Annotated in this window: 6 protein-coding genes and 1 tRNA gene; 4 read left to right on the top strand and 3 right to left on the bottom strand. The window is 51.3% G+C overall.

The features are described from left to right. Nucleotides 1-10: 10 nt before the first annotated feature. The 4 genes from VEZ52_RS06325 to VEZ52_RS06310 all read left to right on the top strand — a co-directional run bounded on the left by VEZ52_RS06325 (nt 11) and on the right by VEZ52_RS06310 (nt 11,005). Nucleotides 11-2,098 (top strand): sigma-54-dependent Fis family transcriptional regulator, encoded by a 2,088-nt coding sequence (locus tag VEZ52_RS06325; RefSeq protein WP_324836073.1) that lies wholly within the window; start codon nt 11-13, stop codon nt 2,096-2,098. Between the two features lie 353 nt (nt 2,099-2,451). After that, entirely contained in the window at nt 2,452-3,522 is a 1,071-nt protein-coding gene (locus tag VEZ52_RS06320; RefSeq protein ID WP_324836072.1) for a 2,3-butanediol dehydrogenase, read from the top strand. Nucleotides 3,523-4,061: 539 nt separating this feature from the next. Next, entirely contained in the window at nt 4,062-7,121 is a 3,060-nt protein-coding gene (locus tag VEZ52_RS06315; protein WP_324836070.1) for a S8 family serine peptidase, read from the top strand. 320 nt (nt 7,122-7,441) lie between these two features. Continuing rightward, the gene (locus VEZ52_RS06310) at nt 7,442-11,005 is read left to right on the top strand and encodes an alpha/beta fold hydrolase (RefSeq protein WP_324836069.1); all 3,564 of its coding nucleotides are present in this window, start codon (nt 7,442-7,444) and stop codon (nt 11,003-11,005) included. A gap of 110 nt (nt 11,006-11,115) precedes the next feature. Here VEZ52_RS06310 and VEZ52_RS06305 read toward each other — a convergent pair whose 3' ends face one another. The 3 genes from VEZ52_RS06305 to VEZ52_RS06295 form a co-directional block, all read right to left on the bottom strand. After that, the gene (locus VEZ52_RS06305; RefSeq protein ID WP_324836068.1) at nt 11,116-13,056 is read right to left on the bottom strand and encodes a hypothetical protein; all 1,941 of its coding nucleotides are present in this window, start codon (nt 13,054-13,056) and stop codon (nt 11,116-11,118) included. Nucleotides 13,057-14,330: 1,274 nt separating this feature from the next. After that, nucleotides 14,331-15,410 (bottom strand): acyltransferase, encoded by a 1,080-nt coding sequence (locus tag VEZ52_RS06300; RefSeq protein WP_324836067.1) that lies wholly within the window; start codon nt 15,408-15,410, stop codon nt 14,331-14,333. Nucleotides 15,411-16,940: 1,530 nt separating this feature from the next. Then, nucleotides 16,941-17,016, bottom strand: a tRNA-Val gene (locus VEZ52_RS06295). Between the last annotated feature and the right edge of the window lie 61 nt (nt 17,017-17,077).

The following is a 17,077-nucleotide window of genomic DNA, read 5'->3' as shown; positions in this document are numbered from 1 at the left end:
GAGATAAGTCATGTATGTTCTGCAAAGAAATGGCGATGTCTTTGAAATGCGGCAGGAACCCCTGATGGCGGAAGGCGTCAACCGCTCGGGGTTTTTGTTCAACAGCTATAGCGGCGCACCAAGAGCGAACCGGCGGGAAACGTGGGAATCCTTTATAAGAACGGGCAAGATTGTTGACGACAGCTTGCCCCGGCCCATAGCGGCTTCGTGGATGCGCTGCCGCGATCTGGGGGTTGACCCCCTGCTGCCCAAGTGCGCGGAATTTACGCCCATGAGCCAGATCAACGCTCAGGCCGAAGTATACGCGGAGCTGGCGGCTGGCGTGGAGCGGCAGGTGTATGAGCAGATCAGGGAAAAAGGCCTGCTCATGACGGTCTCCGAGGCCAATGGCAGGTTGCTGCGTACCTGTGGCAACAAAGAGGTGCTGCTTCAGGCTGACCAGCTCTACTTTGGCCCCGGTGCGGTGTGGTCTGAGAAAAGCGTGGGCACCAACGCCATAAGTCTGGCTCTTTCGGACGGCATGCCAGCCCAGGTTATGGGCGAAGAGCATTTTTGCAGCAGCCATCAGGCCTGGGGCTGTTCTGCCGCGCCCATTTTCACGCCCTTTGGGCAATTGTGGGGCTGTTTTGACATTTCCGGGCCAACCAGCGCCGACCACCGTCAGGCATTGTGGCTGGCCGTTGGCGCGGCCCGCGAGATAGAACGCCTGCTGCTCAATGCCTCGCTGAGCAGCATGGAGAACAAATCCCGCACGCTGCTCAGCACGCTCTTCAGTTCCATGCCCATTGGCGTGCTGATGGTGGATGAGGGCGGCATCATCACCTATGCCAATGCCCAGGCAGAGCGCCTGCTGGGCTTTAGCGGCGATGTGCGCGGCGGACGCGCCGAGGCTTTTTTTGACCACACTCTGTATGCCCTTCAGCAGACTGAAAAGAGCAGGCAACCCGAGGGGGTTCCCCTGCGCTGCCTGACCAACCCCGCCATCACAGCCTGCGCCATGCCCTTCATGACGGGCAGGTCAGAAGCGCGTTACACCCTTGTGACCCTGCAGGCCGGGGTTGAGGCCCGCCCCTCGCCCATTGCCCCTGTGCCGCATGTTCCGCGCCGCGAAGGCACGCGTCCCTTTGGCGATATTGTTTACCGCAGCGAAAAAATGTCCCGCACGGTGGAGCAGGCGCGGCACATGGCCAAAAGCCCTGCGGCGGTTTTGCTGCTGGGTGAAACGGGTACGGGCAAGGAACTGTTTGCACGGGCCATCCACAAGGCCAGCCGATGTTCCGAAGGGCCGTTTGTGGCCGTAAACTGCGGTGCTTTGCCGCGCGAGCTTATCCAGAGCGAGCTTTTTGGTTACGAGCGGGGGGCTTTTACCGGAGCTGTGGAAAAGGGGCGTCCCGGCAAGTTTGAACTGGCCGACAAGGGAACCCTGTTCCTGGATGAAATTTCTGAAATGCCGCTGGAAATGCAGGTCAACCTGCTGCGGCCTCTGGAAGACCGCTGCGTCACAAGGGTGGGCGGCAAGCAGACCAGAATGGTTGATTTTCGGCTGGTCACGGCCACCAACCGCAATCTTGATGAATTGATGGCTTCGGGTGCGTTTCGTGAAGATCTGTTTTACCGCATCCATGTGCTCGCGCTGGAGATTCCCCCTTTGCGCGAGCGCAGGGAAGATATCGCCGTCATTGCGGAATACCATTGCAAACGCCTGTGCCGCACCTATGGGCATCCTTTTGGCGGATTTTCTGTCGAGGCTTTACGCGTCATGGAAGATTACGACTGGCCAGGCAACGTGCGTCAGCTTGTGCACAGCGTGGAGTTTGCCGTCAACATGGCGCAGGGGGGCTGTATTTTGCCTGTACATCTGCCAGCGCATTTGCAGTCCTGTGCTGGCGGGACCAATGCAGCCAGCGGGCAACCAGATGGGCAAGCTGTGGCGGCCCTGCCCGGAATGACCGACTTTAACCTGGACAATCAGGAGGCCAAGGTCATCCGCTGCGCGCTGAAGCATTATAACGGCAACATGCTCCAGGCCGCCAAGGCGCTTGGCATCGGCCGTAATACCCTGTACGCCAAGCTGCGCAAGATTGTTCCCCAAGACTAGTCTTGCTGTGTAATTTTTCAGAACGCAAACAACCCGGCCTGCTCTGAATCGAAAGCCCACCTGTGGGCGCGCGGTTTGGAGCAGGCCTTTTTTGCGGCAGCCACTTGCGTTTTACCGCCTCGCGACCTTTTGATCTCGCTGTTCCACTTCCGTCCACCATGGTCTTTCCTTGTTCCACTTCAGAACACTGTCAGCGGCTCCGGTATACCTGTCTGCATGTGCAAATTTTCTCGATTGAGCAGGGCCAGGGCCTGCCGGGTATGTCCGCTCATCCGCTACTGGCGCGGATTTTACGGCATGACCTGTGCAAAGAAGAGGATATTCGGATTCAACATCTAACAAGCGAGGCAGTTATGGCGGAAACCATGCAGGCGGCAGTTTGGCACGGCAAAAAAGACATCCGCGTTGAAACTGTACCCGTTCCCCCCGCTCCGGCTCCCGGTTGGGTTCAGGTCAAGGTCGACTGGTGCGGCATCTGCGGCTCGGATCTGCACGAGTACCTGGCTGGCCCCATATTTATTCCCACCGAGGCCCCGCATCCGCTTACGGGCAAGCAGGGGAGCGTCATTCTCGGGCACGAGTTCAGCGGCAAGGTTGTGGCGGTGGGCAGCGGCGTTACCAATGTGAAAGTGGGCGACATGGTTGCGCCCGATGCCTGCCAGCACTGCGGCGAGTGTCAGCCTTGCCGCGAAGGGCGTTACAATGTTTGTGAAAAGCTTGCCTTTACGGGCCTGCACAATGACGGCGCATTCGCCCCCTATGTGAATGTGCCTGCGGAGTTGTGTTTTATTATGCCAGAGGGTGTTTCGCCCGAGGCCGGAGCAGTCATGGAACCCTTGGCCACGGGCTTTAAGGCCGTGCGTATGGCGGGCAGCATTCTGGGTCTCAATGTGGTGGTCCTCGGCGCGGGAACCATAGGCCTCGGCACCATTATGGCTGCCAAAGCTGCTGGCGCGGGCAAGATCATTGTGCTTGAAATGTCCCGCGCGCGCATTGCCAAGGCAATGGAATGCGGGGCGGACATTGTGGTGAACCCTAAGGAATGCGACCCTGTTGCAAAGGTGAAAGAACTGACAGGCGGCTCCGGAGCTGATGTTTCCTTTGAGTGCATCGGCAACAAGCACACAGGGCCGCTGGCCATAGATGTGCTGCGCAACACCGGAACGGCCATTATTGTGGGTATTTTTGAAGAACCCAGCTCTTTCAACTTTTTCAGCCTCAGCGGCACGGACAAAAAGGTCATGGGTACGCTGGCCTACACCATTGAGGATTTCAAGGGCCTTGCCGCGCTCATGGCCAAGGGCGTCATCAAGGCGGAAAACCTGATTACCGGCAAGATCGAGCTGAAGGACATCATGGAAAAGGGCTTTCTTGAGCTGATCAACAACAAGGACGAAAACATCAAGATACTTGTGCGTCCCTGACGCGCTAGACGGCGTGTATGAGGGATAATCCTGCTGTTTTGCCACAGTTATTTGTGCGCGGGCAGGATATGAAAGAGGGGTTGCGGAATGGTCCGGAACCCCTCGGTTAGTTTGCAGGCAGTGCAGGAATGGAACAGTGCAGCTTTCAGGGCAAGTGATCAGCCGCAAAAAGTCGTCTCGTTTCAAACAGGAAGCAGAAAAAATGTAAAAAATAATCTATTTAAATAAAAAGATATTTTTGATAGTAAGCGTCATCGACGATGGCGCAAGTATTCTGCCGCCCCGTCTGGAAACCAATCAGTCAACTTTACGAAGCTGAAGTAAGGTGCGAATTCTCGCAACACCTAAAAGGACAAAAAATTCCACTTAGCCTTTCTGGAGCATTCATGGTTCATTATTTGTGCGGATATTGGGTGCGTTTTTGTCCTGCCTTGTTTCAGATTCTCCTTCTGTTTCTGTTTACATTAAGTATACCCGTTCATATCAATGCCGCGAGCGCTGACAGTTTTAAAACCAATGAATACTGGAAAAGCACAGGGTTGGATTTCATTCACGCTGCCGATGCATACGCTCTGGGATATACCGGGGCTGGCACCACGCTGGGTATAATTGACTCTTCCGTACGCGCCGACCACCCGGAGCTGGCTGGCAAAGTCATAATGATGGCCTTGCCGCTTGATGAGACCACGGGTCAGCAATACGTGCCAAACTGGGTATATGATACGCATGCCAGTCATGTTGCGGGCATCATGGCTGCCATGCGTAATGGCGTTGGCATGCACGGTGTGGCTTTTGACGCCGACCTCGTTTCGGCGGCCATACTTGGCAGAGCGTCAGGGAGCGACGAGAATCTTGTTCCGCCTGATTTGTTGAGCCTCTTTGCTGCGCATCCGGAAATTCGCGTCATCAACAACAGTTGGGGCTCGAATTTTTATCCCTCGCTTGACTCTACCAAGGATATTCCCGCAGATGTTATATCTGGCATGGACGGTAATATCAAAACACTCCGCAAGCTCAGTGACGATTACGGCAAGGTCGTTGTGTTTGCTGCTGGCAACAGCACCAGGATAGCTCCCAGTGTTGAGGGCATGATGCCGCGTTATGTGCCGGATCTGAAAGGCTGGATCAGCGTGGTTTCCCTTAATATTGCCGGGATCACTACAGCGACGGACGGAACACGCACCATCGGTCCGTCTGGGGTCAGTTATTTCAGTAACCTGGGGAGCAAAGCCTCTCTTTGGACCGTTGCGGCTCCCGGCAGCTATATCAATTCGCTCAATGCCACCACCAACGGCTATATGCTGGCCAGCGGCACAAGCATGGCAGCGCCTTATGTGAGCGGCACTGTGGGCCTGGTGGCGCAGGCTTTTCCCTGGATGACGGGCAAACAGCTGGCTGATGCTGTGTTGACCACTGCAGATAGTAATTATGTAGCGCCGACGCATCTTGTTCAATATACTGTTGATCAATATGGTAATCCTAATAGAGTTATTATTACAGTTATAGGTATTCCTACTCCGAATGATGTGGAAATTAAAAATTGGATTTATGAGGTCTATCACGGCACCACAACGGAAACGGCATTGAAAAAACTTGTCGATGATGGCTATAAAGCCGTGAACGAACTGACCAAGGAAGAAGTGTTTGGTCAGGGATTGCTGGATGCGGGCAAGGCCGTGCGCGGCATCGCCCGGCTGGATGCCAACCGGATGTCAGCTTCGGATGTGGTGGCGTTGCCTGAATTGGGCCCTGGCAATTATGCGCTTGAAACGTTTGACACCAAGGGCTACTTCGCCGAATTCAGCAATGATATCAGCGAACGACAGTGGAATAATGCCTACCATCACGACGATTTCAAGGCCGGGGCGGACGCCACGGCCCTGGACAAGAAGAATGTGGGCTTGCGTAAAACGGGTGCTGGCCTGCTGGTTCTCAGCGGCGTCAATAGCTATCTCGGGGCGACCGTTGTTGACGGCGGGGGCCTGGCCGTGAGCAAAAGGGCAGACGGCACTGGCGGCGTGCTGCAAAACAGCGATGTGCTCGTGCGCCAGGGCGGTGTATTGCTGGGTGATGGAGTAATACAGAAGAAAGTCGTCAATTACGGCACTGTTGCTCCGGGCTATCGCGGCCTGACGCTCACAGTAAATGACTACACCCAGACAGGCCAGGGTACGCTGCAAATCGGTTTCAATTCCAGAGACCAATATTCTGTGCTTAGTGCAAATATTGCAAAACTTGACGGATCCCTGCGGTTTTCCCCCTCGCCGGGATTTTATGCAGAGAACTATTCAATAAATATGAACAGTGTGCAGGCAACAAGCTCCACTGGCGCATTTAACAGCGTTGGGGTTAGTTCTTCTTCTCCAACATTGAATTTCAGCGTCGCGTCAAGCAATGGCCTCGGGTCTGCCTTGGTGGGCCAGCAACGTGCATCAAGCGCGTACAGCCGCTACGCCAACAGTACCACCACAAGCCGAGTCGGACGCGCTCTTTACCAGATAGCAGGTCAGGCAACAGGCGACATGCAAAACCTGTTTCAGGCTTTGGACTGGAGCGATGCATCCGGCAGCGGCATTGCTCCGGCAATGGAGCAGTTGAGCCCCAACAGCTATGATGCTGTGGCGCGGGCCGGGCTTGAAGCGCAGCGGCAACTCAACCTGCTTATGGTGCGGCGTTTTTTTGAAGCCAGCAGCCTGCAAGGCGTGAGCGGTACTGGCATGTCCAGCGGAGATGATGTCGCTGGCTGGCAGGCATGGGCGCTGCCCTTTGGCAGCTACAGCAACATGAACGCCAATGGCGGCTCAGCAGGCTTTACGGCGTCAGGTGCAGGGTCGGCCCTTGGTGTTGACCGCCTGTGGGAGAGCGGACTGACTACAGGATTTGATGTGGCGCTCGCAGGCCGCCGCACGGAAATCCATAGTGCGGGCGAGGCAAAGGCGGAAACGCTGGCCGCATCTGTTGGCGGCCACGCGCGCTTCAAGCCCCGCTGGTGGGATGGTGCCTATGTAATGGGCATGGCCCGCGTGGGCTTTGAGGATGTGCAAATGCAGCGGGCCGTCAACTTTAATGGTTTCGCGCGCAACCACAACAGCAGATGGACGGGCCTAACAGCAGATACGCTTGCGGGCGGCGGCAAGGACTGGAACTGGGCAACCGCCTGGGGCGGTGTGGAAGCCGGCCCTCTGACATGGCTGGAGTATAGCCTGAGTTCCAGACCGGGATTTACCGAGGGCGGCTCAGGGGCGTCAGCACTCAGGGTTGATGCCGCCACTTACAACAATCTTTCGTCAGTCTTGGGCGCGCATGCAAATCTTGCCCGCACCCTGGATAATGGCACAACGCTCGCATGGGATACTCTGGCAGGCTGGCGGCATGACTGGCTTGACGGAACGTTCAGCAGCAGCGCCAGATTCAAGGGATACAGCCCAGGTTTTGAAAGTCGGTCAGATATGCCGGGGCGGAACGCCATGCTGGTTCACAGCAGCGTGCGCGCGAGCCATACCAGTGGTTTTTTTGCGCAGGTTGAGCTTGGGGCGGAGTTATTTCGTTCTCAAAGTTCTTCCTGTTTCGGCGGTTTCAGTTTTGGTCTGGAATTTTAGCGGCTGTTTGCATGTTTCATCCATGCCATTGGACTTGTCGTTCACATTTGCTGAGTCCTTTATATGTGCTTCTGATTATCCCCTCCGCGAAGTATGTCATTGAAAAAATAATGCTCCTGTCTTAGATACAGAAAGGAGTAAAGCAGGTTGCCGCTCTGGATCAACTGGGGTGGCACTGCTTTGCTTTGTGCATAAAAAAGATAGAGCAATCATGCTGCGTTTTAACCACAATCCTCCCCCCAGAAAGTGGCTTTTGCAACGGCGCAGGACAATCTGAAGTATCAGATAAGCTTTCTGGAAGGTATTGAGGATAACGCAAAATGAAAATTGCCGATATCACCTTTGGGATGCCCAGAAGCAAGACAACGGCTCAGAATCCTGCGGGAGCTGCTGCCGCAGGCCAGCCTGCCACCTTGCCTTCAAGCCTCTCTGCTGCTGGCAATGCCATGCAGTGTTCATCCCGTTCGTCTGGCTTGTCTGGCAGATGGGCCAGCTTTGAAGCCCTGTTTTGCTCTGTTGCGGAAGAGAATCCAGATAATATCGCCCTTTCTGGTGGCGGAAAAAGCCTGAACTTCAGGGAACTGAAGGATTTTTCCGCGCGCATAGCCGCCTTTGTGCAGGCCCAAAACTATGGGCCGGAAGCGGCAGTTGGGGTGCTCTGCAAGCGCGGAGCCATGTATCTTGCCGCCGCCATTGGCATCATGCGGGCCGGCGCCGTGTATGTTCCCGTGGAGCGCGAACTGCCGCGCGCCAGGCAGGAAACCATGCTCAGGCCCGTGCGGTTGCTGGTGACGGACAGAGACTCACTGCCCGATGCGGAATACCATCGTTACCGCAACCCCAACATTGCCCATGTGCTTTGTCTGGATGCGCAAAATTTTACGGACGCTCTGGAAAGTGGCGGACTAAGCAGCACGGAATACTGGGAACACCTTGCAGAGACGGGCAGCGACCGGGGTTGGCTGGACGATGTGGATGCCCGCCCCCTTGAACTGGCGCAGCTTGAGCGCATGGCTAACAACCTGCTGCAAAAAACGGGTCTGGCCCCCAACCGTGCCCCAGGCAGCGTCCCCAGAAGTGCACAGCCAAGCGGCAAAAGCGTGCTTGATATCGGCAGCGGCTCGGGTGTGGTGGCGCAGGCGCTGGCCTCTGCCGCCAGCCGGTACGCGGCGGTAGATATTGCCAGAAATGAACTGGACAGGATGCAGGCCTTGCCCTGTGGCGCTCTTGTAAGCATCCACCGCATGGAAGCCGTTGATATCTGTTTTTTTGAAGACGAGCGCTTTGACCTCGTGGTGCTCAACGGCGTTGTGGATTGCTTTCCCGGTTACAATTATCTGCGCAAGGCGCTTGACCACGCCGCAGAGCGCCTCACGGCAAACGGCAGCATTTTTGTGGGTGCCGTGCGGGATATGGACCGCAAGGACGACCTGCGGGCAGCCATAAGGGAGCGCGCCCTTGCCACGGGCGATCAGTCGGCCTTGCTGCGCTTTGAGGGTTCGGCAGAGCTGTTTGTGCCACGGCGTTTCTTTAGTGCCTGGGCGGCAGAATGCCCGCAGCAGGTTGAGGTAAAGTTTTCACCCGCTGCGGCCTCTGCGCCCTCTGCCAATGCTCGGGCGGATGCCTTTCGCTATGACGTACAGATTTGCAGAAGCGCCCACGATACCAGACCCCAAGAAACCAGAGCAATACGCGAGCGCTTTGGCCTGAGGGATCTGGAGGCCTGCCCCGTTGCCCCTCTTGCGGCGGTCAGGCCGGACGCTGCCGCCTATATTGTCTACACCAGCGGTTCCACAGGGCAGCCCAAGGGCGTTGTGGTGGAGCACCGCCACCTCCTGCACATAATCCATGCCCTGCGGGAGTTTTCAGAAGGGTGCGGCACTGTGGGGTTGGTTGCGCCGCTCTCGTTTGATGCGTCTATCCAGCAACTGGCGGTTTCGTTGTTTTGCGGCAAGCCCCTGTATGTCATGGCGGACGAGGAGCGCAAAAATCCTGCGGCATTTTGCGCCTGTGCCCGCAAGAGGGGCATTGACCTGTGCGATATGACCCCGGCATTTTTTAATGTGCTGGTGGACTATTTGCAGGAGCACCGCCAGCCTCTGCCGCTCAAACGCGTGCTGCTGGCGGGCGAGGTGCTGCGGCCAGATGTCATTCAGAACTTTTATGCCATACCCGGCAATGAAGATGTGGTGCTGTTCAATGTGTATGGCCCCACAGAATGTACGGTAGACAGCAGCGCCTTTCGCATTGATCGTGCCAATTATGCGGATTTTACTGCCTTTCCCATTGGCAGGCCGCTTGAAGGCGTGAGTATTTTTGTGCTGGATAAACATCAGCGCCCGGTGCCGGACTCTGTTGCCGGTGAGCTATGGATCGCGGGAGCGGGCGTTTCGCGCGGGTATCTGAATAGCGAGAGCGCCGATGTTTTTATTGAATATGCCGGGCGGCGCTGCTATCGCACCGGCGACAATGGCTTTATCCAGAACGGCCTTGTGTACTACCGGGGGCGTGAGGATCAGCAGGTCAAGATCAGGGGCAACCGGGTCGAGATCGGCGAGGTGGAAAAGGCCGTGGGGAGTTTCCCTGGTGTGCGGCAGGTGGCCGTGGCGGCGGACTTTTATCAGGCTGGCAACGACAAAAGCCTCGCCGCCTATGTGGTGGGTGCTGTGAATCCAGCGGATTTGCGCAGCTATCTTGAGCAGCAGTTGCCGCCCTTTTGCGTGCCGGATTATATTGTGCCGATGGTGGAGCTGCCCCTCTCGCCCAACCGCAAGGTGGATAAAAGGGCGCTGCCGTCCCCGCTGGGCAGGGCAGAGGCCGTTGCAGGGCGCTGCCCGCAAGGGGTTGTGGAGCAGACGCTTGCCGCCATCTGGAAGCGGCTGCTGGGCATGGATGTATGTGATGCGGAGGCCAGCTTTTTCAGCATTGGCGGGCACAGCATCATGGCCGTGCGTCTTGTTGCCATGATTGAAAAAGAGTTGCGCGTTCATATTGCCGTCAACGAGCTGATGGCCCATTCCAGCATTGCGAGGTTGGCTGAACTTGTCGAAGGCAAAACCGGCACCCGCACTAGCCCCATCATCAAACTTTGTCATAGTGAAGGTGGAAAAAATCTCTTTCTGTTTCATCCAGTGGGCGGCAGCGTGTTTTGCTACAGCGATCTGGCCCGGCTGCTGGATGGTCGCTACACCCTCTATGCTGTGGAGCCTGCGGGCTTTCAGGCTGAAAAGACTGCTCTGAATACTGAGCTGCACAGTGTTCAGGATTTGGCCGCCATTTATCTTGATGAAATCCTTAAGGTAACCACGGAGAACATTGTTTTTGGCGGCTGGAGTTTCGGCGGTCTCCTGGCCTATGAGGCGGCCTGCCTGTATGCGGAGCGTGGGGGCGAACCATGCCCGGTTTTGATTTTGGACACAGTGCTGGACAATACAAGGGATAAACAGCTTGCAGCCAAGGACGATGTGGAACTGCTGAAAAACCAGCTCGCGGAAGCGCTGTCCATTGATGTGGAAAAGCTGCGAGCCATGAACAGGGCTGAAAGAATGGTGTATCTGGTGGAATGCGGCGAAAAAGCCGGATTACTGCCGCCCAATTTCAGCCCAGCTCATATGGAAAACCTGTTGCAGACTTACAGGCTCAATGCCATTGCCGCAGCACGTTATGACAACCCAACGCCGTCTGATCTGCGTATTCTGTATATTCGCGCGCTGGATTTTGCCAGTAATCCTTACATTGATTTTAATGACCAGTATCAGGGCTGGAGCCGCTGTTTGCCTGAAAAAAACATCACCCTCCGCTGGACGGCGGGCACGCATCAAAGCATGCTTTCATCGGGCCTTGCTGATGGCGTGGCTGAGCATATCCGCGACTATTTTGAATAGCGGCTGGAGATGCGCAGGGGGAGATATTGCGATTTCCAGGTAAAATATGCCTCATCCAAGAGCAGGAAGAGTGCTAAGATTGGGATAGATAACAATACGGTCGATAAGCATTACGCACTTGTGGGTTGAGTTGTGGCAGTACCTTTCCAGCGGGCCAGGAAACGGGCCACGGTATCCCGCGCTGCATTCTTTTCCTCTTCAGAAACATTGGCACCAGTATCACCGTTGACCATGCTGTCAATCACAAGCTTGTTCAAGTTCAGGGTATTGTTGCCTTGCCCGGTAAATATCTGACTGTCGAGTATGAAGCCCTTGATAACCAGTGTGTTATCGCCACTACCAGCCGAAATTGAACTACGGGCAAGAAAGCCCTCAATGGTCACATCGTCCTTGCCGTTGCCGCCTATATACTCAAGAAGAGCTGCGTTGCCGTCAACGGTAAACTGGTTGTCGCCGTTGCCGAGATTGATATACAAGCCGATGGCATCACTGTGGATATGGACACTGTCGTTTCCTGCCCCCGTAATGATGCGGTTTGCGCTGAGGATTTCGTCAATAACAATGGTGTTATCTCCATCTCCCGTTTTGATAGAGCCATTTTGCAAGGCAATATGGATATTGTTTTTCCCATCGCCCATCTTCCATTCGCCAGCATCCATAAGAAAGCCCACATCAAAACTGTTGTTTCCATCCCCTGCGGTCAGGTTTTGAATGGTATTTCCAGATATGCGGTTGTCACCATTGCCAAGAGTCACGTCTGAGGCGTAGTTTGCAATCAGAGTATTATTGCCATCGCCAAGCTGAATTTTTTGTCGCACACCAGTCAAATAATCGCCACGAAAAGTGGCAGCATGGCTGTTGAGTTTGACCGTGTTATTACCATTGCCAGTGCTAAGCATATTTACAGCTTCAGATTCAACCTTGTTATTGCCATCGCCAAGCTGGATACCAGGTTGGTACGCGCTTTGTGCTATCAAAGGGGAAAAATGATATTGTGTAACTTTTGTGACCCTAACAGTGTTATCGCCATTGCCAGCAGTGATAGATTTCGTTGTGCCAGTTACAATATTATTATTGCCGTTTCCGGCTTCTATGTAATGACCAAATGCAACATCAACAGAATTGTTGCCATCACCTAGATTGATGAAGTTTGCTCCTCCACCAGAAATAGTGTTGTTGCCATTACCGAAAGAAATTTTCCCTGCACCAACATCAACAAGCTTGTTATTGCCGTTTCCCGCCGATATGAGGCTGATGCCTCCGCCCTGCGGTTTCAGGGTATTATCGCCTTCACCCAGATCAACCTTATTTGCATAGTCAAAAGAAATGACCGTGTCATTGCCCGTGCCTGCATGGATTTCATCAACCCCATTGAGATTGATAATCACATCGTTGCCGTTGGTTCCCTGCAAAATCTCGGTGGGCTTTATTCTCATAAAGTTATGATCAAAGTAATCATTGCCTTTTTTTTCTGCCCCGGACCACACAAGCAGGTTCCCCTGATCATCTTCGCTGATGACTGTGTTGGCCTTGATAGCCAAGGTTTGTGTGCTGCCGTCTGCCTTGGTGATTTCGGCGGTAATTTTTTGATCTGGCGCAAGATAAAAGGGTTTTTCTTCGCCATTGGCATAGGCGCTGGCAGTGATGGAAACTGTTGCGCCGGAATTAAGCGTAGCGGTGGCAAGAACATTTTTAGCCGGTTTGGCTGATGAGTTTGCGGCCTGGCCCGTGGCCGTTGTTGCCACTTGTTCTGAGGCAGGACTTCCAGCCTGTGAAGCTTTTAGGGCTTCCTTACCCATTTGCGAGATGGTCACGCTGTCGCCCTGTACAGTTGTTTTTTCTGATGTGAGCGTTGGGGCAAGGCTATCAGTTACAGCATTCGCACCGTTAATGCGTTGGCCCAATACCTGTTCCGCCCGCATGGAAAACTCCACAGAATCACCAGTAGGCAGCGCCGCGTTTTGTTCCATTTCCGTGCGGGAGGATGCTTTCAGGGATGAAAGTAAGGAGTCAGTTATTGGAACCAGACCGTTGAGCGGTGATAATGCCATGACGTACCTCCTGCTTGCAGGTGAAATCTGTGCGGGGGCCGTCATTGGCCCTGTGCTGGGTCAACGCATCTGCTTATTCGCGCCGCCGACCAGCGTAGTTGCCTGCATCCTTTATGTGGAACTGCTTTGCTATGGCTAAATCAAATATTATATTTAATGACTATAAATTGTATCTTTTAATAAATAATAAATAAATATTGGTCAATTTTTTTAACTATTTTTGTTGTAGTGCCCATAAATAATTCGTATAGCAATGATGTAAAAATAATAAAAACAGTGTGTTCAGAATATCATAAAGACAATGTCGATTGCTGTTTTTGCAACAGCGTTACAATTTTTTGGATGGTAGCTGGTGGATTGCTGTTGCGGAGGCATTACGCTGCTTGCGAACTTTTTGAAGTGCAATGGTTGCATGGGCAGTCGATAATAAACCAAGCATATGCGCAAGAATGTTTCTTTTTGGGATATTTAATAATTAATTTAGCGTATTATGAAAAATTCTTTGCCTGAAATCAAAAAAGGGGGCTATCCATTTAAGGATAACCCCTTTCATATTTGGTGGGCAGTACAGGACTTGAACCTGTGGCCCCCGCCTTGTAGGGCGGGGTTTATCATTTGAAATTAACAGCTCACATGCAGCGCAATCAGCAGCACTCTATTCAATCTAACAATAATACGTAATGGTATTGTTATAAAAAAATGAAAATGAAATTAATGATGAGGCCAAATCATCTCTCGAAATTTCGCTTTATGCGCTTTTACTGGAAAGCTCACGAAGATACTCTGTTTTGCTGATGCCGTTTTTAGCTTCAGCGTGGAACAAAGTAATTTTGCAAATAAGATTGCTGGTCAGCGAATGACATTGGCGAAAGTTGTTGTTCAGAAAAAGACAGATTTTGTGATTGCCTTAAGAGGGAGTATTATAAACACACCAATGCATCGGGCAGATGGATGAGGTACTAGAGCTGTGGGAAAACTGTCTGTCGTTAGACGAGGTCATCCAGGAATTTCTCGGAGATGAGGATGATAGTTGGAAGCCCGTTGTTCAGGGTTTTCATACACGACAGAGGGGCGAAGAATTTTTGAAAGAAATTACGGAAGGAAGAGGAGAGGCAGAAGTATGGCAATGCGTGGATTGTGAAGCAGTTATTCTGACGAAGGAGAATCCCCAGATATGTTCAAAGTGTGGCCTGGTAACAGCATAACGGCGCAGACTAACTATTTTAAATTACACAACAAAATCATATAGCTATAAGCACTAAGTCTTCAAGCGGTTAACACAACTTCCTTATAAATTTCCGGCAAGGTTCTTCAATTAAATGATAACCAAGCGAGGAATAAATTCCCAATGCAATTGAACAAGCAAAAAATAGATTCATATTGTTCTTGAATATTGGGAGATATGTAATTAAATTTTCATAATAAGACTGCAAAGGTAAAAAAATTACAACTTGAAATGAATATATACAGTAACTAATTTTTCCAAGATACACAAGTGTTTTCGTTTCAAATATTTTTTTAATCATGCAGTTTGAATGGTGCATGAATAAAATTGTGTAAGAAAAAAATGGGATTGTTATGAAATTATGCAATAAATAAATTCCACCTCTGCCAAACACCAATAAATATGAAGCGTATATTAAAACAAATGCAAGAAAAATTTTTGTATTGAAAATTTTTTTAAATAGTGTTGCTTCTCCTGTGCGTTTAGATATAAAGAATAAACACATGCCAATAATAAATTCAGGAAGCCTATATATTGGAACGGAATAGTAAATTCCAATTTTCCCAAACAATACCTCTACAAAACCAATATATGACAAAAAAAGCCAGCAAGAGAGCAAAACAATGGCATGCTTTTTTTCATTAAGCTGACACAATCGTCTAAGTAGCAACGGGAATAGGGCATACATGAAAAATTCTACAGAAATTGACCAACTCCCCCCGTCATTCCAATACTGAAAAAATTGTGGAAACCACGCTTGGACACCAAGCAAGTTGCTAGCAAACAAAAAAAGGGTTTTAAAAACTCCCCATGTGGTAGATTCTGTGCCATTGCTGTTAAAAGTCCCAATCCATGGTAGGCCTAGGATAGCCGAAACTACATATATAGGATATATCCTAGCAAAACGATTCACAAAATATTGCCGCAACGATGTCAATGAGTCTGAGTAGGTATACGCCAATATATAGCCGGAAAGCATAAAGAAGAGGCTCATCGCAACAGCTCCTTCGCTCAACAGCCTCGCAATGGCTCCGTTGGCCAGTGGATAGCGAATATGTATGTGAAAAATGAAAACGTATAGAGCTGCTACAAATCGGAGGCTCGTTAATCCATATACTTCGTTTCGCATTAAAATATCCAGCCTTATAACAGTAATATAACCCTGTGTTTGGCTAATACATGGCATAACCTCGTGTCGGGCAATATATTGTTTTTTCATTAATGTCAATGAAATATTGATGCACAGAATGTGTTGATTGCATTTAAATGACAAGATGACTTATACTATGGCATGTGATTTATATGACAATAGAATGTTAATGACTGATAGCAGTAGTTGCTATTCCCTATGCCAACGTCATAATCAGATACTGAAGCTTTTCAGTACTTCAAATCCTTCTTTGATCTTTTCACGCCGACCATATTTAGGGCCGCAAAGTGGGCAAAACCAAGTTGATGCACACCATCGAATCTATGTCAATACATTATAAGAAGATTCACCACCGACTACTGCGTGGAATTCAGCGCCTCCTGAAGTACCCGTTTCACATTTCTCACAATTTTTATTGAACATACTTGAGGATATAGCGATCTCCTCATGCACGAACTGAATGGTTCCTTGCTTAGAGAGTTCGTTTCTGACTGTTTTTGTCGTTGTCCTTTCTGGCTTCAAAATATAGGATCAGCAAGTAGCCCCGAAGCTCATTTGACTTCCACAATTTTTTTCACGTGAAAGAGCCTTCCAAGCGTTGCGGCACAACGCTTTGGGGGATTTTTTCTTTGATAAAATGGAAAGGTCTGTTGAAATTCTCCTGAAGAGTAGCCACAGAAGAAATAACTTCCCCCGTCCATCAAGACGCGGAAAGAGAGCCGAGCCTTTGTGGACGGGTGACGTGAACTTTTTTTGAGAAAAAGTACGAGCGCTTTCCATGTCTTGTTAGTCATGGAATTTCGAATATGCTATATAGTAAAACGCATTCATTGACTAGTCCGCTTCTATTATGCCTGATTATTCGGCGTAGCAGGAGCGGCCTTCCTTTTTGGGGAAGCGCCGCTTATGCTTGTTGAGCCGAATCGTGAAATTCAGCCAAGTGTTTTTCAACTAGTTCTGAAGAAAATGCACGGTGCAGCGCGCGATTAGGAGTGACAGCCGTTCCTTCGGAAATCAAGAGCATCCTGCCACTGGTAACGAACCAACTTGTCGTGCAGACGCCAGTAGCGCGGCCCGATGGATTTTAAACACCAGGCAGAAAGGTTTTGACAGAGGTTCCTAAAAGTTCGGCAATTTGCTTTTCGTTGATAAAGCGAGAAATAGACTGTGTAGCAGTAGGTGCAGAAGAAATCGTAGACAAGTGAAGAGAAAAGCCTTGCTTCATCATGAGCTTTTAGGATCTTTCTCCCTCCTTCATCAAAAGAGAGTAAGTAGGAGGGTGAAGAAATACTCTCTTTGAAGGAAAATCCTTATATGATGAAAATGAAAAACGGGCGTTGTAGGCCCTTTTTTTTGTCTTTCACCACATTAGATTTTCAAGAAGAGTAATAATCACTCGTCCCTACATCTTCTAAGTTCATCAAGGAAAGATTTTCTTTTCAAGCCTGTTACCATAGGTGTTACCACAAAAAAAGGGGCTATCCATTTAAGGATAACCCCTTTCATATTTGGTGGGCAGTACAGGACTTGAACCTGTGGCCCCCGCCTTGTAAGGGCGGTGCTCAACCAACTGAGCTAACTGCCCGAAACAGCGTAGCACAGGCAGCTATATGCCCTGTTATTCAGCACATTGCAAGCGCAATTTT

It is taken from the genome of Desulfovibrio sp., from assembly GCF_035644575.1.
Taxonomy (GTDB): Bacteria; Desulfobacterota; Desulfovibrionia; order Desulfovibrionales; family Desulfovibrionaceae; genus Desulfovibrio.
The sequence above is the reverse complement of the archived record's forward strand: the minus strand, read 5'-3'. Positions and strand labels throughout refer to the sequence as shown.

Coding starts and splice junctions, on each gene's coding strand:
- VEZ52_RS06300 (WP_324836067.1), bottom strand. CDS start 15,410: ATGCGAAACGAAGTATATGGATTAACGAGCCTCCGATTTGTAGCAGCT.
- VEZ52_RS06305 (WP_324836068.1), bottom strand. CDS start 13,056: ATGGCATTATCACCGCTCAACGGTCTGGTTCCAATAACTGACTCCTTA.
- VEZ52_RS06320 (WP_324836072.1), top strand. CDS start 2,452: ATGGCGGAAACCATGCAGGCGGCAGTTTGGCACGGCAAAAAAGACATC.
- VEZ52_RS06325 (WP_324836073.1), top strand. CDS start 11: ATGTATGTTCTGCAAAGAAATGGCGATGTCTTTGAAATGCGGCAGGAA.
- VEZ52_RS06310 (WP_324836069.1), top strand. CDS start 7,442: ATGAAAATTGCCGATATCACCTTTGGGATGCCCAGAAGCAAGACAACG.